This is a genomic window from Cupriavidus sp. FW305-46 (assembly GCF_058787075.1).
This window is the reverse complement of the sequence record NZ_JBYSZI010000010.1, coordinates 55,679-72,991: the sequence shown is the minus strand read 5'-3', so window position 1 is coordinate 72,991 and position 17,313 is coordinate 55,679. Positions and strand designations below refer to the sequence as shown.

Genomic DNA, 17,313 nt, shown 5'->3' with positions numbered 1-17,313 from the left:
CATGGCCGATGCGGCTGGCGCTTCAGGACGCCGATTTCAGCGGCGCTGCTATATGGGGATCGAAGAAACTTGGAGCGCTCATTCCGGGGATGTATTGGTCGGAGATATAAGCGCGGCAGCGTTCCATGAAGATTCTCGTCAATCTTGACTGTTTCATCGGCTTGTAAGTCGCCAGGCCGAGCAGCATGGGCCGATGGGTACCGGCAAGGCGGACCCGCACCATGCGCTTTCCATCGAGCGACTGATCGGATTTAGGGCGCACATTGAAGAGTGCGTAGCCAATGCCGTTGGCGACCATGGACCGGACCACTTCCGTGGACTGCGAACGCGCCGCGATGTTCGGCGTCACCCCGGCCTTTTCAAACAGGGAGGTGAAATAGTCCCGGCTCATCGGCATATCGAGCAGGACGTAGGGTTCGGGCGCCAGCTCTTCGAAGGAGACGACTTTCTGCTGCGCCAGCGGATGAACCTCGCTCACTAGCACATAGGGCGGCATTGTCGCCAGGCTCTCGAACTGGATGTCGTCCTCAAGGTGCAGGTCGTAGGTGATCGCCACGTCGATCTCAAGCGCATGGAGCTTGTTCATCAAGACTTCCTGATCGCCTTCGACCATCTGCAGCTCGATTCTATTGAAGGCGCGCGAAAAGCCGAAGATGACCTCGGGCGCAATCATTGCCGTGAGCGACTGGAAGCTTCCCACCCGCAAGGTGCCCTGGATGACGTCGCTCGAATCGGAGGCGATTTCATAGAGTCGGGACGACCGTCCGAGCATATCTTCGCAGTGATGCAGGACCAGCTTGCCGATGGTGGTCAGTCCAATGCCCTTGGAAGAATGGCGCACGAACAGCTGCACGCCCAGTTCGGCCTCGATATGGGCGATCGCTGCGGAGATCGAGGGAGAGGAGATATGGATTTGCGTCGACGCAGCGGCGATGCTGCCATGCTTCGCCGTTGCGACGAAATACTCCATCTGGCGCAGGGAAATGCGATTGAGCATGTCGAGATCAGGAAAAGGGGAACGGTCCAGTGTACTGGAGAAGGTTTGCCCTTTCGAGTGCCGGCTGCCTGGCCGGCGCTGTCACGCTTCATTCGATGCGTCGGACTGGTCACAGGTTTCCGGGAACGCCAAAGCTGGGCGCCGCACGGGGATCGAGCGCCCGCTTGACATAGTCCTTCAGCTGCGGCGCATAAACCTCCCAGGCGGCATGGAGGGCCTCGACCGGATCGTTTTCTACCCAGTCCAGGCGCAGATCCACGACAGGCCAGTTTTGCGCATCGTACACCAGCAGGCCTGCCGAGTGCACCGGACCCTCCTCGCCGCCGGCGGCCTGGCCGGCGAGCATGGCCTGCATCAGCCGTTCCGCGAGCGCGCCTTCGGTCTGCTCGAAGGCCGACAGCATGGCCTGGGGCACGTCACGCGTCGCCAGCATGTTGCCCGCGCATGCGGCATGGCTGCCGACCACGCTTGCCAGGGTGCCCAGCGCCTTGGCACCGGTGAAAACCACTGGCGGGTTGTGCGCGTCGATGGCCATGAGCTGGCGATACTCGATATGGGGGCGCTTCTGCAGCTCCGCGAGGGCGCGTTCCGGCGTCAGGCCGCTGGCCATCAGGTCCAGCGCGAGGGGCCCCAGATCCGGGTCGGTAATGTTCTGGCTCGCGGCTGCGCCGACCCCTTTGCGGCCGCGGATGCAGCGCGAGGCAACCGCCGGTGACGAGGACGCCACGGCAGCGCCGAACTGGCCGGTGGCGGGGCACCGTGCAATGATGGAAAAGGTCATGGCAGCTCAGTCGGGGATGACAGCGGTGGCGTCGATCTCTACCAGCCACTCGGGGCGGGCCAGAGCCGATACGACGATGCCGGTCGAGACCGGGAAGACACCCTTCAGCCAGCGGCCCACGACGCGATAGACCGCCTCGCGGTAGCGCGGGTCGATGATGTAGATCGTGATCTTGCAGATGTCCTCGAGCTCGCCGCCGGCTTCCTTGAGCAGCATCGCGATATTGGCCATGGCCTGCTCCGCCTGTCCGGCGACGTCCCCGATGCACACGCTCTCCGAGGTGTCGAGGTTCTGGCCGATCTGCCCTCGCAGAAAAACGGTACGGCCGCGCGCGACAACGGCCTGGCAAAGGTCGTTGTCCAGGTTCTGTTCCGGGTAGGTGACTTTGGTGTTGAAGGTGCGGATGCGGGTATGCTTCATGGTCGATTCGGATCGATTCGGCAAGTGGCGGGAGATTGGGGGCGATGCACCCGACTGCATGGTCATGTGCAGCCGCTGGCGGCGCCATTTGTATTTTCCTGCCGGCCGTTAAGGAATTTCCGAATACCACTGAACCTCACACGGCCGCTAACCTGCTCCAGACGGCGGAACCATCCACAACCCCATCGGGAAATGTGAGGCACCCCTACGAAAAAGCCGACTTGGCCGCCTGGTACGACTTTCACATCATAGGCTCCGTAATTCGAAGTCATTGCGTCAACGTCGTTGCGTCAGCAACGCGTCGCTGCTTGTGATTGCATTGCCTGGTGGCACGTTCCAGCGTATTTCCAGTTCTATCAGATGTTTATCTTTTCGATTGGGGGTTAGTAAATGACGATTCGCAAGCTTTTGGCACTTTGCGCGCTCTCCGCCACGCTTGGCAGTACGGCGGCATGGGCCCAGGAAGCCTTGGTGGTGAGCACCTGGGGCGGCAGTTTCCGCGACCTCATCGATGAAAGCATCGGCAAGGAATTCACGCGGCAAACCGGGGTGCCGGTCAAGTACATCACGGGCGGCACCATCGACCGCCTGAACAAGGCGAAGCTTGCCTCCAAGCCCGAGAGCGACGTTACCTTCACGACTTCCCACGTCGGCTGGCTCTACGCCAACGGCAATCTGTTTGAAAAGCTGGATACGAGCAAGATTCCGAATTACAAGCATCTGGTCGAGCGCGCCAGGATCAGCCCGTATCACATCGGCAGCTGGGCCTATGTCTACACCATCGGTTATCGCGCCGACCTGGTGCCGCCCAGCGTCAAGTTCGAGAGCTGGAACGACCTGTGGAGCCCGGCCCTGAAAGGCAAGATCGGCGTGCCCGACTTCGATCCGAGCCATGTGGTCGCGGTTTCGGCCATGCTGTCGGGTGGCGATGCGCAAAGCTGGGAAAAGGGGCAGGACAAGCTCAAGGCGCTCAAGCCCAACTTCAAGGCGTTCTATACCAATGACGCCAATGCGCAGCAGTTGATCGCCACCGGCGAAACGCCCGTGCAGGTCATCCTGTCGATCAACGCCTATCACATGATCAGCCAGGGCGTTCCCGTCAAGTTGGTCACACCCAAGGAAGGCGCGGTGCTCGGCATCGATACCATGGCCATCACGAAGGGCTCCACCAAGGCCGATCTGGCTTACAAGTTCATGAACATCGCCTTGTCCCCGGAAGTCCAGTCGAAGATCGTGGCCTTGAAGAAGGCCAGCCCCGTCGTCGACGACGCCAAGGTTTCGCCTGAAGACGCCAAGCTGCCCGGCGTGTTCACAACGAAGGAGCAGTGGGACAAGGCCATCCTCGTGGACCACAAGCTGCGCGCCGAGAAGACTGCGGAATGGCGCAAGTGGTTCACTGAAAACGTCATGAACTGAACCCGACAGTAAGAGTATGGAGGGAGGGTCGCCGCGGCAATGCACCGCGCCGATCCTCCCTCGCCGATTGAGCATCTGGAATAAGGTTTAAGAATGCGCCCCGATTCACGAGCCTGGTTGGTCTCCCCGGCAGTACTTGTCGCGCTGTGCATCGCAGTATCGTTGATTGCGGTCCTGCAGTTCAGCTTCCGGGCGTATGTGCCCGGCTCCCTGGATGTCGGCGGATTCACGTTCGCCAACTTCAGCGACCTGACCAAGTCGATTTATCTCGACGCGTTCTCCAACACCTTGTGGCTGAGCGTGGAGACGACCGTGTTTTCGCTGCTGGTTGCGTACCCGCTGGCCTATGCCCTGGTGCGCGTCAGGAGCCGGGCGCTCAAGTCCTTCATTCTCGTGGTGTCCATCACGCCCCTGTTTCTGGGGGAAATCGTCCGGACCTACTCCTGGATTGCCGTCCTGGGCAGCAATGGCTTCATCAATGGCACGCTGCGAAAGCTCGGCCTGATCGACTGGCCACTGGAACTCATGTTCACACACCTGGGCGTGCTGGTCGCGCTGGTGCACGTAACGATTCCCGTCGTGGTCCTGATGCTAGCCACGGCAATTTCGCATATCGACCGCGACTACGAAAAAGCCGCCCAGAGCCTGGGTGCCGGCCCGGTCAGGACCTTCCTCACGGTCACGCTTCCGCTTTCGATGCCGGGTATCCTGGCTGGCATCACAACTGCGTTCGCCTGGACCTTCAGCGCCTTTGCGACGCCTCAGATGATTGGCGGAGGCCGCGTGCCGACGGTCTCGACGCTGGTGTACCAGCTTGGCTTTGCTTCCATGAACTTCCCGCTGGCGGCCAGCCTGAGTGTGATGGGCTTGCTGCTCACGGCCGCAGCGCTCTTTTCCCTGGGGCTGTTCACCAAGCGGCTGAAAGCCGTTGGAGGCCACTAAAATGAGAATCAAAAGCGCTCTGCCTTTGCCGCTGCGTGTCGCGGGCCCGCTGCTCGTCGCCATCCTGCTTGCATTCGTGCTGCTGCCGGTGGTGGTGGTGACCATCGCCGCCTTCAACGAAAAGGCGATCATCACTTTCCCGCCTGAATCCTATTCGCTGACATGGTTTGCACGCGTCTTCAGTTATCCGGATTTCCAGGATGGATTCCGTGCCAGCCTCGTCATCACCGGATGGTCCTCGTTCATTGCGCTGGTGATCGGGACCTGCCTGTCGATTGCCGTCAAACGGCTGGAATTCCCCGGCAAGCAGACGCTGCTGGCCATCCTGCATTCTCCGCTCGTGGTGCCGCACTTCACGCTGGGGCTGGGCCTGCTCATCCTGGTGTCACAGGCCTCCATACACCGCTCATATGACGTCGTCATCCTGTGTCACGTGATGCTGGTGCTGCCGTTCGTGCTGAAGAGCGTCTATGTTTCGATGGAAAACCTGGACGCAAAGCTGGAACAGGCGGCAGCAAGCCTCGGTGCGTCGCCGCTGAAGGTGCTTTTCACGATTACGATTCCGCTGCTCGCGCCGGGGCTGTTTGGCGGCTGGTTGTTTGCAGCGATCATGTCGTTCAGTGAATTCACCGCATCGCTTTTCGTCACAACGCAAGACACGCAGACCCTGCCCGTTTCCATGTACAACTATGTCCGGGAGTTTGCCGATCCGACGCTGGCCGCGCTGTCAGTCGTCTATATTGCCGTGACGGCTAGCGTGCTTGCCTTTGCGAACTATTTTCTGGGCTTGGGGAAAATCCTCAATATCGAGCAAGGGCATTGACCGGCATGCGCTGCTGAAAGCCGTGCTATCGTTTTCCTTGCGTAAGCAAACAGGAGCCCACTTTGCCTCCAACGAATCTGCGTCTCTACGTCGATGCTCAATTCGCAAGTCCATATGCGATGTCCGCCTTCGTGGCCCTTCACGAAAAAGGATTTTCGTTTGAGCTTGTACCCATCGACTTGGGCAACAATTCAAACCTCGAGCCCGAATATGCAGCGACTTCACTAACGCAGCGTATTCCTGCGCGGTTCACGACGGTTTCGCTTTGTCCGAGTCCTCAGCAATAACTGAGTACCTCGACGAGGTTTTTCCGGGAACCTCACTGTACCCAAAAGATGCGATCAGCCGCGCTCGGGCGCGTCAAGTCCGAGCGTGGCTGCGAAGCGATCTCTTGCCCATCCTGCAAGAGCGCTCCACTGAGGTAGTCTTTTACGGCGCTTCCGCCGCGCCGCTATCTGCTACAGCACGAACGGCCGCAGGAAAACTGTTTTCTGCGTGCGAGATATTGCTTACCGACCACTCGCCGAACCTCTTTTGGCGAATGGTGCATCGCAGACGCCGACCTTGCGCTGATGCTGAACCGGCTCGTCCTGAATGGTGATACGGTGCCGGCAAGGTTTGCTGACTATGCTGCCCACCAGTGGCAAAGGCCGTCTGTTCAACGTTGGGTTGCCCTGAATCGTCCCCCGCTGTGAAACCGTCGAACTTTCGGCGGGGGCTTCTGTTCAAGCTGGCGTATTGATTTAGGGCACACCGTCGGGTGCGCCGCTGAGTGTCCGCTCTTTGAAGATGCGACCGGTTGAGCCCACAGCCAGTAACGGTCGCTCAATTTCGCTGCAACAAACAGACGACCATGCCAGGTCGGACAATCTGCGGGGTCGGTTACCGCCTACGTGCGGCACGCTTACCTCCCTAACCGACTTTAGCAACGACGCCACTGGCCGGATTTTCGTGAGCTAACGGATACGGTTCTGGCGCCTGCGGTGGCATTGGCCGGCTCTTAACCCAAAGCCCAAACTCCCGCATCACCTCCACAACAGGCGCAAGGCGCGCACCGTCCTCTGTCAGTTCGTACTGCACCGTAACTGGAACAGTCGGAAACGCTGTTCTCTTCACCAGGCCGACTTCTTGAAGTGCTTTCAGGTCCAGGGTGAGCATGCGCTGCGAAATATCTGGCATCTCTCTTCGCAGTTCGTTGAAACGCTTCGGCCCTTCAAGCAGGTACGAGGCGATCAGCAGCCGCCACCGGCCGCCCAGCAGGCGCATTGCTTCCTCTACCGAACATCCCGACACAGCCGTCTTCATGGAAGCCTCTCAGTCATAGGTATAAAAAATGTACCTACACCACATTTTAGTGCCTTCTTCCTTTTCTATACCGTCTTCAGCATCATTCGATCCATCAGCAAGGCACACCGCTTTGCGATGACCTTTAGGGATATGAAATGAAGCTGTACTACATTCCGGGTGCTTGCTCGCTGTCGCCCCACATCGTGTTCAATGAATTGGGGCTGGACGTGACCCTCGCGAAGGTGGACTACAAAACTCACAAAACTGAAGATGGTCGCGATTTTTTCGAACTCAGTCCTTTTGGCTACGTCCCACTCCTTGAATTCGACGACGGCACACGGCTGTGCGAGGGGCCGGCCATTGTTCAGTATTAGGCAGATCTGAAACCCGAGTCGAACTTGGCCCCTGCGAACGGGACCATCGACCGCTATCGTCTGCAGGAATGGTTGAGCTTCCTGACTTCCGAGATCCATAAGGGCTTCATTCCGCTGCTCTATGCGAGGCTGGCGGGCAAGTACGGCGTCGAGACTGCGAAGCCGAAGTTGGAAAAGCGTTACGCCTGGCTTAACGAGAAACTCGCCGGCCGCGACTATCTGATGGGTGACACCTACACTGTCGCCGACGCCTACCTTTATTCCCTGACCCAATGGGGCCAAGCCGAGTGGCTTGAGTCGGTCTACAATACCGACATCCACTTCGACGGCCTGGAGAACCTCAGGACCTGGTATCTCCGTATGCGGGAGCGGCCGGCTGTGCGCAAGTCCCTGGACACCGAAGGCCTCAGGTAAGGCTTCGGTTCACCTAAGAAACCTGCCTTCGCGTTCGGCGTCGGGTGCGATGTTTCGGACGGTCACCCTGGAAACTGACGTAACCTTCGCGCCTCGGGTCGACACCAAATTTCCTTCGGTTGCAGAGACGTCGACAGGGTGGTGAACCGCGCAGCCAGTCATCACCAGGGCGCCGGCAATTGGAGCCTTCGGCGGTACCCGCGCGAACCCCGCGTTCCGCGTGCCGGCCAAGCACGGACCGTAGCAGCTCGATATGCCCGCGCCCCGCTTGGTTTTCACCGCCAAAAATCAAGGGTGCCAGGTCGACGGCCTTTCAATTGGCATCGCAGGCCGTTGGCTTCCCGCCATGGCATACGAAAGTTTGTTTGCGGCATCGACGACTGTCTGCGCCAGCTCCAGCAGACGGTCTTCGCTTAGCCGGGCGGTCGGTCCCGAAATGCACATGGAGCCCAGCAGCCGCCAGTGCAATCCGAACACCGGTGCCGACACGCTCGAGACTTCGGCCTCGCGCTCGCCGAGCGACAGATGAAATCCACGGCGGCGGATCATTTCATAAAGCTCGCCCGGCTCTCCCGAGAACGCCAGAATGACGCGGCCTGGCGAGCCGCTGTCCAGCGGCAGGGCCGCCCCGATCCTGACGTGATGCCGGATGGCCTGCGGTCCTTCGACCCGGACCAGGCAGGTTCGCTGTTGTCCCTCCCGGACGTAGAACGAAGCGCTTTCGCCGGTCTTGATCGTCAGCTCCCGCAGGACTGGCTCCACCACTTCCTGAACGTTGAAGGTTGCCTGATAGCACGCGCCCAGCCACCCTGCTGCGCGGCCGAGCCGCCAGCTGCCGTCTTCCTTCTGCACCAGGTAGTTGTCCGCCGCCAGCGTGCGCGCCAGCCGCAGCACGGTGGTCTTGTGGATGCCGGTTCGCCGGCTCAGTTCGGCAAGTGAGAGCTGGGGGTCGTTCACCCCGAACGCCTCGAGCACGCGCAGGGCGCGGGTGACCGCTATGACGCCCCCGGCGCCATCGTCGCCTTTTGAGGCGCCCTTTGGATCACTATTCGCATTCATAGAATGAAACGAGGTGCACGGTATGAAACGGCATTGTATGCCGTGAAACGGTCGACCACAATCCGAATCACAACGAAACCGAGATTCGGAGACAGTAATGAAGGCAATTTCCCGTCACTGCATATTCATGCTTGCCGCAGGTCTGGTTCTGGCGTCCGCCACTACCCAGGCCGCGCCGCAATACCCCACCAAGCCCATCCGCGTCATCGTGCCTTTTCCCGCCGGCGGGGGCACGGACATCATCGCGCGAGAAGTCACCAATACGGTGGCCAAGTCGACCGGCTGGGTCTTTGTGGTGGAGAACAAGCCAGGGTCCGGTGGCAACCTCGGGGTTGACGCGGCAGCCAAGGCGCCGGCCGATGGCTACACCATCGTCATGGGGCAGACCAGCAACCTTGCAATCAATCCCTCGCTGTATGAACGGCTGCCGTATGACCCATTGAAGGATCTGGCGCCTATCAGTCTGGTCGCCTCCGCGCCGCTCGTCCTGGTGACGCATGTCAACTCGCCCTACAAGACGATGAAGGACGCGCTTCAGGCTGCCAAGGCAAAGCCCGGAGCGATCAATTTCGCGTCGCCGGGCAACGGCACGGTGGCGCACCTTGGCGGCGAGCTGCTTCAGGGTACCGCGAAGGTGAAGTTCACCCATGTGCCGTACAAGGGCGCAGCGCAGGCGGTCAACGACCTGATGGGCGGCCAGGTCGATCTCTACATGGCATCCGTGCCAACGTTGCTCGGGCATATCAAGAACAACAGGCTGCGGCCGCTCGCGGTGACGTCGCCGAAGCGTTTGCCAGACCTGCCCCAGGTGCCGACAGTCGCCGAGCTGGGCTATCCCGGCTTTGATACCGCGACCTGGTTCGGCTTCGTCGCGCCTGCCGCGACACCGAAGGAGATCGTGGTGCGCCTCAATACCGAGTTCAACAAGGCGCTCAAATCCCCGGAGCTCGCCAAGAAGCTGAATGAACAAGGCGCATCGGTGCTGGCCGGCACGCCTGAGGCGTTCAGCGCGCTGATCAAGCAGGACATCGGACGCTGGGCATCGGTCATCAAGACCTCCGGCACGAAGCTGGATTGACGCCCTTATCTACCTGTCCATTTCATATTGCCGGAGTCCATCATGACCTTGCCCAACATCATCAAATCGTTTGAGCGCGTGCCCGCCGAGATCGTGGCGCGCGCTGCCAGGTTCCAACCGGCGATCCTCTCCGATGTCGGCGGACGCCGCGGCGCTTTGCATGGCCGGATCAGGGCCTTGCGCCCGGCCATGAAAGTCGCCGGGCCCGCCTTCACTGTCGAGGTTCGCCCCGGTGACAATCTGATGATCCACGCAGCACTGGCGCTGGCGCAGCCGGGCGATGTTCTGGTCGTCGACGGCAAAGGGGACCAGACCTCTGCGCTGATGGGAACGATCATGATGCATGCCGCTCGCCAGCGCGGCCTTGCCGGTGTCGTCATCGACGGCGCGGTCCGCGACAGCCTCGAGCTCGACGAAATGCAGTTCCCGGTCTTTTCGGTGGGTACGAACCCTAACGGCCCCACCAAGGAAGTTGGCGGGCGCATTGGACACCCCATTTCTGTTGGTGGCGTCACGGTGAACCCTGGCGACTACATCTGCGGCGACGCCGATGGCCTGGTCGTGGTGGAGCGCGAGAAGATCGAAGCCTTGCTCGATGCGGCGGCAAAGAAGGAAGAGGCGGAAGCCAAGCGCATCGCCCAGATCAGGGAAGGCAATACCACCGCACCCTGGCTGCTGGCATCGCTGGTGACGGCGGGCGTCCTGAAGCAGGGAGAAGCACTGTGACGAACAAGCAAGTCATTATCGTCACGGGTGCCGACCTCGCGCCGGAAGCCCTCGCGCTGCTGGGCGACTATGAAATCGTATTCGCGGGGAAAACGCCCCAGACCGCCGATATTGCAGCCCTGGCAAAGGAGCACAACCCGGTCGGCATTATCGTGCGCTACGGCAGCTTGACCGCTGAAGTCATGGACGCAGCACCAGCCTTGAAAGTGATTTCGAAACACGGCACCGGAACTGACACCATCGATAAAGCCGCTGCGCAGGCGCGCGGCATCAAGGTGGCCGCCGCGGCCGGGGCCAATGCCGCCGCCGTGGCTGAACATGCGTGGGCGCTGATCCTTGCGTGTGCCAAAGCGGTTCCACATCTCAACGATCGCATGCGCCAGGGTCATTGGGACAAGGCGACTTACAAGGCCGTCGAACTGAACGGTTGCACGCTCGGTATCGTCGGGCTCGGAGAGATCGGCCGCCGCGCCGCCGTGGTTGGTTTGGCGATGGGCATGCATGTCACCGCTTTCGATCCTTATGCGGCGACAGTCCCGGAAGGCGTAACGCTTGTCGACCTGCCTCGGTTGTTCAGGGAATCGGACGTGGTGTCGCTGCACTGCCCGTTGACGGAAGAGAACCGTGGCATGTTGAACCGCGAAACGCTGGAGACGTTCAAGGACGGCGCGATCCTGGTCAATACGGCGCGAGGCGGACTCATCGACGAGCCTGCATTGGCCGAAGCGCTGCAGAGCGGCAAACTGTATGCGGCTGGACTGGACAGCTTTGCCGTGGAACCGATGCCCGTGCCGCATCCGTTCCGCGACATTCCCAACCTGATCCTGTCGCCGCACATCGGCGGCGTCAGCAACGCGGCGTACGTGAACATGGGCGTTGGAGCGGCAAAGAACGTCCTGGCGGTGCTGCAAGGCGTGGCTACGCCGGCCTGACCGACGCACGGCTGCATCATCAACTAGAACAGAAGTGTCGCGGGAGGAGCCGACGGACAGTCAGGTCTCCCCCGCAGCACAAGGAGACAAAGGTGTTTTATCGAACCATTGGCTGCCTGGTGGCAGCAACGACGCTGCTTGTCAGCCTGTCCGCTGTGGCGGCGTACCCGGACAAACCGGTCCGCATCATCGTGCCGAATCCTCCCGGCGGCGCCGTCGACGTCGTGACGCGCAAGGTTGCGCAGAAGCTCTCCGTGCAGACGGGGCAGAGCTTCGTCGTGGAGAACAAGCCGGGCGCGTCCGGCACGATCGGCACGTCCCAGGTCGTGAACGCACCCGCCGATGGCTACACGCTTCTGGCGAACGACAACTCCTACACTACCCTCCCCTATGTCTTCAAGAAGCTGAACTGGGACCATCAGACCGCTCTGGTCCCTATCGCGCCGTTCGCATTTTCGCCGGTGGTGCTTGGCGTCAAGGCCGATTCGCGCTTCAAGGACCTCGCTTCGCTCGTCAGCTATGCCAAGGCACATCCCGGAGAGGTGACGTTTGGCACCGGCGGCCCCGGTAGTTCGCCGCATTTTTCTGCCGAGGCGTTCCAACAGGCCGCAGGTATCAAGCTGATGCATGTGCCGTACAAGGGGGCTGGCGAGGCCATGGTCGGGCTGCTGTCCGGTAGCGTGGATCTGCTGGTCGTGTCGACCCCGACCGCGCTGGCGCCGGTCAAGGGTAATCAGATGCGCCTGCTGGGCATCAGTGGCAAGACCAGGGTGGATGTATTCCCGAGCGTCCCTACGTTCGCTGAAGCTGGTGTACCCAACTTCAGCCTGTTCAACTGGTCAGGCCTTGCCGCGCCAAAGGGCACGCCGAACGATGTCATTACGCGCCTGCAAACGGAAATCCAGAAGGCGCTCCAGGCGCCCGACATGAAGGCGTTCCTTGCGCAGATGGGGTCGCAGCCGGGCAACCTGGACAGTCCCGCGTTCGCGCAGCTGATCCAGCGCGAAACCGCGCAATGGGCAACGGTTGCGCAAAAGGCGCATATTGAGAAGCAATAACCAGGAGCGGCGATGTTCCTACTTCAGCAACCGGCCGTACGCGATGCACAGGTGCTCACCCGGCTTCCGGAGTCGTTCCGTCGGCACGACCCCGACAACGCGTGGGCGCATGCCAATCGCGGCGGGGCGACGATCGACTCATTCCTGGAGGGGCCGGTCTGGGCCGATGGCCATCTCTGGGTGACGGACATCCCCTACGGCCGCATTTTCCGTGTTTCGATGCAGGGCGACTGGGAGCTGGTTGCCGAGTACGACGGTGAACCGAATGGCATGAAGCGCCTGGCCCGCGGTGATTTCCTGATCACCGACTATCGCAACGGCCTGGTGCGTCTGGATGCAAAGTCGGGAACCGTCACCCCGTTTCTCGAGCGCAGGAATTCGGAACGCTTCCGGGGCGTCAACGACCTGACCTTCGATTCGCAGGGCAATCTCTACTTCACCGACCAGGGCCAGACCGGCTTGCACGATCCGACGGGCCGCGTCTATCGGCTGACGCCCGACGGCAAGCTGGACGTCCTGCTGGACAACGCACCGAGCCCGAACGGTGTCGTCCTCGCGCCCGACGAGAAGGTGCTGTTCGTCGCGATGACCCGCGGCAACAGCGTATGGCGCGTGCCGTTGCAGGCCGACGGTTCGGTCAGCAAGGTCGGGCAGTTCTTTACCTCTTACGGCCCGAGCGGCCCCGACGGTCTGGCAATGAGATCGGATGGCCATCTGCTGGTGGCGAATCCCGGACTTGGTTATGTCTGGGTGCTCAATCATCGCGCCGAGCCTGTGGAGGTGATTCGTAGCCCCGGCGGCACATCGCTGACCAATCTGTGCTTTGGCGGCACCGAGGGCACCACGCTACTCATGACCGAGTCGACCACCGGGACGATCCTGTGCGCCGACATGTCGGTGGGCGGTGCACCGGTGCACGGAGGACGGCTGGCGTGAACGGAGTATCGGGCGTTCTCGCCATGCCGGACACATGCCTGCGCCAGAGCGCCGCGGCCGAGCAGCAAGAACGCGGCCTCACCCACGCCGCGTGCCGCGGGACTATCGCGCCTCGGTCGATTCGCGCTCGAACTTACGGATCACCGGGTTGCCAAGGATGGCATCCCTTCCCGCTTCGATCAGGCGATCGACGTCCTTCTCGGGCAGTCGAAGCCTGGTCGGCAGATCGTTCAGGCTTGCAGCTCGCTCCTTGTCGAGGGCCTCAAACGAGATCCGCGTGACGAAGAATTCGACTTCATTGCACCGCCAGCCTGGGCGGCGTGCAGCGATCTCCTGCTGCCGGAAATGCGGCAGCCCACACCGGTACGCCACGAGATCGTCGCGCCACCGCTGCATCATGGGAACGAAGGCGTCATAGGTCATGCGAACGCTGGTCGCCATTCCCGCGTCGATGGCCGCACTTGCGACTTCGATTCCGGACGGGCCACCCGGGCTTTGGTTCCAATCGCCGCGCGGGCCCTGACCGGCGTCAACAACGATGAAGAGTAGCCGCCGCACATTGATCGCGTCGTTCTCGCTCATGGGACCGTAAGCCGTGCCCAGCAGCAGGCGCGATTGCAAAATGGTGGCCAGGCCGTAGTTGTCGGTCACCCCGCCGTCTACCAGCTTGATGTACTTTCCCTTCGAAGTGTCCCGGTGACCGCGAACGGCGGTTGCCAAAGCGCCAAGCAGCAGCGATTGCCCGGGCCTCTGGGCGTGGTCAAGGTTCGGCAGCGGTGTACTGCAAACCTCGGGATATTTTTGAAGGACGATCGGTGCGAAGAAGAGCGGGACCGCCATGGATGCGGCGACGGCCTCGGAAACGGGAAAGCTCGCGAGATCACTGCATAGCGCATCGAATGCCAGCTGGCTGAACGGGAACGCGACCCGGTAGTAGACGTTCGTGGCATTGATCCAGACGAGCGGCTTGCCGCGGCGGAACATGTCGGCGAACGTCGCGCCCTTGAACACGTCTTCATCGAGCCATGTCTGGAGATCTTCCCGATTGTTGAGGCCTCCCGCGAAGAGGCGCGCAAGGTTGACCGGATTCAGGAGACTGAAGCGAAGCCCCGCCTCTCCGTCCTTCAAGAGCACGGATCGAAAGGTCGCCAGGCTGGCCTTGCCGTGCAGACCGTAGTACGCCGCGGTGATGGAGCCTCCGGACACGCTGCTGATAAATGAGACGTCGTCGAGCAGGGACGCGTCCCCGGGACCTCTCATGGCGTCGAGCCCCTGCAGCGCGCCGAAGGCGAAAGCTGCGGCTCGCGTGCCACCGCCAGAGAACGACATGGCGACGGTTGTCGGGCCGGCGACGTCGGTGGGTTCGCGCATGGCCGCGGATGCGCTGCCAGCCGCGGCCTGAGGCAGATTGCGCGGAGCATTGTGAGAAAGCGACCCACAGGCACTGAGTCCCGCAAGCAGAAGCAGCATCAGAGCGTGGCAGGCCCTGCCGCGGGCGTGCCGCTCTCTCCCTGCCCCCCCAACTCGCCAAGGCAGGCTGCTCTTGCGGCGAAGAGTCTGGTCATGTCGAAACTTCCACATTGGACTAGGTCAGAAAGGTGCTCGGCGTGGTGGCGGCCCGCGGGAAGGGAAGGTCGAGTTTCGTTGGCGCCAGGATCCGGTGTGTCCGGCTCCCTCGGGATCTTACGGCATCGCCATGGGGCCGCGCGACCCGCAGATGGCGCCTGAGTAGCGTCGGGAGAAAGTCGGAGGGCGGACGAAGATCAAGGTACTGAATGCTAACTCGACCGGGCTTGATTGGTTCGCCTGGTGCCGCGCCGCCAGCGGTCATTTTCAATCTCCTCCAAGTTGTCGGAGCCGCCACGCGCGCCGGCTTCAGGCATCAAACGCCCACCGGAGCCAGGGTCTTACATGTCCTGAATTAATCAAATTTTTTGAATAATGTTTACAACTCTGGCTGGCTATCTCCGCACTTTCATACGACATAGTTCGTCACATAGACGGCACGTCAATGCAACACAGCGAACAAAGCGCCGCCCAACGAGAACTCAAAATCATTGAATAAATTTCATCGGAGAGAGCAGTATGCCGAACGCCAAGCTGGAAGTCCCCCATCCCTCGGAGCACACAAGATGATTCCAGGTCGAAGCGTGGCCAACGGCGCCCTCCTGCTGGGATGCTGGCTGGCCATCAGCACGTCCAGCGTAGCGGCGGCAGCGATCGTCGCCAACGCGCTGATCGCATGATCGCCTCCTCCGCGGGGGAAACCTTCCGCCGCGGCCATGCCCCCGCTACAGGATGGATCTCAGCCATGAGCGCAAACGTCAACGCATCAGACTACAGCGCTGCACATCCGGTCGGCTATCATGCGAATCCTCTCTGAAGTAGCTCCCTATGATTTCCGTCCGTAATGTCACGCTGCGTCGCGGCGTCAATGTCGTACTCGACCGCGCGTCCGTCACCTTCAACCCCGGCGAAAAGATTGGTCTTGTCGGCCGCAATGGCGCCGGCAAGTCATCCTTCTTCGGCCTTCTCAACGGGACGCTACACGAAGACAGCGGTGAGTTCTCGATTCCCGCTGCATGGAAGATGGGCCAGGTCGCGCAGGAGATGCCGGAGACCGGGCAGAGCGCGACCGACTTCGTAGTCGAGGGTGATACCGTGCTGTTGGCCGCGCAGGCCGAAGTAGCCGCCGCCGAGGTCAGCGACGACGGCATGCGCATGGCGCACGCCTACATGGCCCTGCACGACGCCGGTGCACACGATGCCCCCGCACGTGCCCAGGCGCTGATCCTCGGCCTTGGCTTCAGTGCTGCGCAGCTTGGTCAGCCGGTCAACAGTTTCTCCGGCGGCTGGCGCATGCGACTGCAACTGGCGCGCGCGCTCATGTGCCCGTCCGACCTGCTGCTGCTCGACGAGCCGACCAATCACCTCGACCTCGACGCGCTGGTCTGGCTGGAAGCCTGGCTCAAGCGCTATCAGGGAACCCTGGTAGTGATCAGCCACGACCGCGAATTCCTCGACGCGGTGACGCAGGTGACGGTGCACGTCGACAACGCCAAGCTCGTGCGTTATGGCGGCAACTACAGCAAATTCGAAGACATGCGCGCTGAGCAACTCGTATTGCAGCAGGCCGCGCTGGCCAGGCAGGCGGACAAGATCGCCCACCTGCAGAAGTTCATCGACCGTTTCAAGGCCAAGGCCTCGAAGGCGAAGCAGGCGCAGAGCCGGGTCAAGGCGCTCGAACGCATGGAGAAGATCGCACCGGTACTTGCCGACGCAGAGTTCAACTTCGAGTTCAAGGAGCCGCTCAACGTCCCGAACCCGCTGTTGTCGATGCTGGACGCGAGCTTCGGCTACCCGGCGCCGACCGGCGCACTGCCGGGCACGCCGCCCACGATCATCGTGCGGGGCATCAACCGTTCCGTGCTGGCCGGGCAGCGCATCGGCATTCTCGGTGCCAACGGCCAAGGAAAGTCCACGCTGGTGAAGACGGTGGCGCACGCGCTGGCACCGATTGCCGGCGAAATCAGCGAAGGCAAAGGCCTGAATATCGGCTACTTCGCACAGCAGGAACTCGACGTGCTGCGCCCGCTCGACACGCCGATGGAACACATGATCCGCCTTGCCAAGGACACGCCGGCGCACATGCGCGCTCCCGGCCAGAGTGGCACCGAACAATCCCTTCGCACCTTCCTCGGCACCTTCAACTTCAGTGGCGACATGGTCCATCAGGCGGTTAGCACGATGAGCGGCGGCGAGAAGGCGCGGCTCGTGTTGTGCATGATCGTGTGGCAGCGTCCCAACCTGCTGCTGCTCGACGAGCCTACCAACCACCTCGACCTGGCCACCCGCGAAGCGCTAGGCATGGCGCTCAACGAATTCGAAGGCACAGTGATGCTGGTCAGTCACGACCGGGCCCTGCTGCGCGCCGTATGCGATGAGTTCTGGCTGGTCACCAAGGGCGGCGTCGAGCCCTTCGACGGCGATCTGGACGATTACCAGCAGTTCCTGCGCGACGAAGCCCGTCGCCTGCGCGAGCAGCCTGCCGCAGTGTAGAAGGTCATCGC

General features: G+C 61.6%; 15 protein-coding genes and 2 pseudogenes. 11 read left to right on the top strand and 6 right to left on the bottom strand.

Annotated features, from left to right (window positions below):
* Nucleotides 1-22 precede the first annotated feature (22 nt).
* The 3 genes from AC3WON_RS07215 to AC3WON_RS07205 all read right to left on the bottom strand — a co-directional run bounded on the left by AC3WON_RS07215 (nt 23) and on the right by AC3WON_RS07205 (nt 2,198).
* On the bottom strand, nt 23-997 hold the full coding sequence (locus AC3WON_RS07215; RefSeq protein WP_492351509.1) for a LysR family transcriptional regulator: 975 nt from the start codon (nt 995-997) through the stop codon (nt 23-25).
* 109 nt (nt 998-1,106) lie between these two features.
* Entirely contained in the window at nt 1,107-1,778 is a 672-nt protein-coding gene (locus tag AC3WON_RS07210; protein ID WP_492317993.1) for a DUF1028 domain-containing protein, read from the bottom strand.
* A gap of 6 nt (nt 1,779-1,784) precedes the next feature.
* Nucleotides 1,785-2,198, bottom strand: a complete 414-nt coding sequence (locus AC3WON_RS07205) for a RidA family protein (protein ID WP_010812548.1) — start codon at nt 2,196-2,198, stop codon at nt 1,785-1,787.
* A 390-nt stretch (nt 2,199-2,588) separates the two neighbouring features.
* Between AC3WON_RS07205 and AC3WON_RS07200 the strand changes: the two genes are divergently transcribed.
* From AC3WON_RS07200 to yfcF, 4 genes and pseudogenes are all read left to right on the top strand, one after another.
* The gene (locus tag AC3WON_RS07200) at nt 2,589-3,614 is read left to right on the top strand and encodes an ABC transporter substrate-binding protein (RefSeq protein ID WP_354681836.1); all 1,026 of its coding nucleotides are present in this window, start codon (nt 2,589-2,591) and stop codon (nt 3,612-3,614) included.
* A 93-nt stretch (nt 3,615-3,707) separates the two neighbouring features.
* Nucleotides 3,708-4,556, top strand: a complete 849-nt coding sequence (locus AC3WON_RS07195; protein WP_026163914.1) for an ABC transporter permease — start codon at nt 3,708-3,710, stop codon at nt 4,554-4,556.
* A 1-nt stretch (nt 4,557) separates the two neighbouring features.
* Nucleotides 4,558-5,379: an ABC transporter permease gene (locus tag AC3WON_RS07190; protein ID WP_492317994.1), complete on the top strand. Its 822-nt coding sequence runs from the start codon at nt 4,558-4,560 to the stop codon at nt 5,377-5,379.
* A gap of 62 nt (nt 5,380-5,441) precedes the next feature.
* Nucleotides 5,442-6,074 (top strand): annotated as a pseudogene (yfcF, locus tag AC3WON_RS07185) (glutathione transferase).
* Between the two features lie 217 nt (nt 6,075-6,291).
* On the opposite strand, the gene AC3WON_RS07180 reads toward yfcF, so the two are convergent.
* The gene (locus AC3WON_RS07180; RefSeq protein WP_492351508.1) at nt 6,292-6,684 is read right to left on the bottom strand and encodes a winged helix-turn-helix transcriptional regulator; all 393 of its coding nucleotides are present in this window, start codon (nt 6,682-6,684) and stop codon (nt 6,292-6,294) included.
* A 137-nt stretch (nt 6,685-6,821) separates the two neighbouring features.
* Here AC3WON_RS07180 and gstA point away from each other — a divergent pair.
* Nucleotides 6,822-7,454, top strand: a pseudogene (gene gstA / locus AC3WON_RS07175) (glutathione transferase GstA).
* Between the two features lie 288 nt (nt 7,455-7,742).
* Here the strand turns inward: gstA and AC3WON_RS07170 are convergent.
* On the bottom strand, nt 7,743-8,513 hold the full coding sequence (locus tag AC3WON_RS07170) for an IclR family transcriptional regulator (protein WP_492351507.1): 771 nt from the start codon (nt 8,511-8,513) through the stop codon (nt 7,743-7,745).
* A 97-nt stretch (nt 8,514-8,610) separates the two neighbouring features.
* Here AC3WON_RS07170 and AC3WON_RS07165 point away from each other — a divergent pair, with 97 nt between their 5' ends.
* The 5 genes from AC3WON_RS07165 (at nt 8,611) to AC3WON_RS07145 (ending at nt 13,243) form a co-directional block, all read left to right on the top strand.
* A complete protein-coding gene (locus AC3WON_RS07165; RefSeq protein ID WP_492351506.1) occupies nt 8,611-9,591 on the top strand; it encodes a Bug family tripartite tricarboxylate transporter substrate binding protein in 981 nt (326 codons plus the stop codon).
* Nucleotides 9,592-9,633: 42 nt separating this feature from the next.
* Nucleotides 9,634-10,317: an RraA family protein gene (locus AC3WON_RS07160; protein WP_492351505.1), complete on the top strand. Its 684-nt coding sequence runs from the start codon at nt 9,634-9,636 to the stop codon at nt 10,315-10,317.
* Nucleotides 10,314-11,249 (top strand): hydroxyacid dehydrogenase, encoded by a 936-nt coding sequence (locus tag AC3WON_RS07155; RefSeq protein ID WP_492318007.1) that lies wholly within the window; start codon nt 10,314-10,316, stop codon nt 11,247-11,249. The genes AC3WON_RS07160 and AC3WON_RS07155 overlap by 4 nt, the downstream gene beginning before the upstream one ends.
* Before the next feature lie 92 nt (nt 11,250-11,341).
* Entirely contained in the window at nt 11,342-12,307 is a 966-nt protein-coding gene (locus AC3WON_RS07150) for a Bug family tripartite tricarboxylate transporter substrate binding protein (RefSeq protein ID WP_492351504.1), read from the top strand.
* Nucleotides 12,308-12,319: 12 nt separating this feature from the next.
* Entirely contained in the window at nt 12,320-13,243 is a 924-nt protein-coding gene (locus tag AC3WON_RS07145) for an SMP-30/gluconolactonase/LRE family protein (RefSeq protein ID WP_492351503.1), read from the top strand.
* A gap of 102 nt (nt 13,244-13,345) precedes the next feature.
* Here the strand turns inward: AC3WON_RS07145 and AC3WON_RS07140 are convergent, their stop codons facing one another.
* Complete coding sequence (locus AC3WON_RS07140; protein ID WP_492351502.1) at nt 13,346-14,614, bottom strand: patatin-like phospholipase family protein; 1,269 nt, start codon at nt 14,612-14,614, stop codon at nt 13,346-13,348.
* 1,023 nt (nt 14,615-15,637) lie between these two features.
* Here AC3WON_RS07140 and AC3WON_RS07135 point away from each other — a divergent pair.
* On the top strand, nt 15,638-17,302 hold the full coding sequence (locus tag AC3WON_RS07135) for an ABC-F family ATP-binding cassette domain-containing protein (protein WP_492318011.1): 1,665 nt from the start codon (nt 15,638-15,640) through the stop codon (nt 17,300-17,302).
* Nucleotides 17,303-17,313 lie beyond the last annotated feature (11 nt).

Coding starts and splice junctions, on each gene's coding strand:
- AC3WON_RS07215 (WP_492351509.1), bottom strand. CDS start 997: ATGCTCAATCGCATTTCCCTGCGCCAGATGGAGTATTTCGTCGCAACG.
- AC3WON_RS07165 (WP_492351506.1), top strand. CDS start 8,611: ATGAAGGCAATTTCCCGTCACTGCATATTCATGCTTGCCGCAGGTCTG.
- AC3WON_RS07140 (WP_492351502.1), bottom strand. CDS start 14,614: ATGCGCGAACCCACCGACGTCGCCGGCCCGACAACCGTCGCCATGTCG.
- AC3WON_RS07200 (WP_354681836.1), top strand. CDS start 2,589: ATGACGATTCGCAAGCTTTTGGCACTTTGCGCGCTCTCCGCCACGCTT.
- AC3WON_RS07190 (WP_492317994.1), top strand. CDS start 4,558: ATGAGAATCAAAAGCGCTCTGCCTTTGCCGCTGCGTGTCGCGGGCCCG.
- AC3WON_RS07160 (WP_492351505.1), top strand. CDS start 9,634: ATGACCTTGCCCAACATCATCAAATCGTTTGAGCGCGTGCCCGCCGAG.
- AC3WON_RS07210 (WP_492317993.1), bottom strand. CDS start 1,778: ATGACCTTTTCCATCATTGCACGGTGCCCCGCCACCGGCCAGTTCGGC.
- AC3WON_RS07180 (WP_492351508.1), bottom strand. CDS start 6,684: ATGAAGACGGCTGTGTCGGGATGTTCGGTAGAGGAAGCAATGCGCCTG.
- AC3WON_RS07195 (WP_026163914.1), top strand. CDS start 3,708: ATGCGCCCCGATTCACGAGCCTGGTTGGTCTCCCCGGCAGTACTTGTC.
- AC3WON_RS07135 (WP_492318011.1), top strand. CDS start 15,638: ATGATTTCCGTCCGTAATGTCACGCTGCGTCGCGGCGTCAATGTCGTA.
- AC3WON_RS07205 (WP_010812548.1), bottom strand. CDS start 2,198: ATGAAGCATACCCGCATCCGCACCTTCAACACCAAAGTCACCTACCCG.
- AC3WON_RS07170 (WP_492351507.1), bottom strand. CDS start 8,513: ATGAATGCGAATAGTGATCCAAAGGGCGCCTCAAAAGGCGACGATGGC.
- AC3WON_RS07145 (WP_492351503.1), top strand. CDS start 12,320: ATGTTCCTACTTCAGCAACCGGCCGTACGCGATGCACAGGTGCTCACC.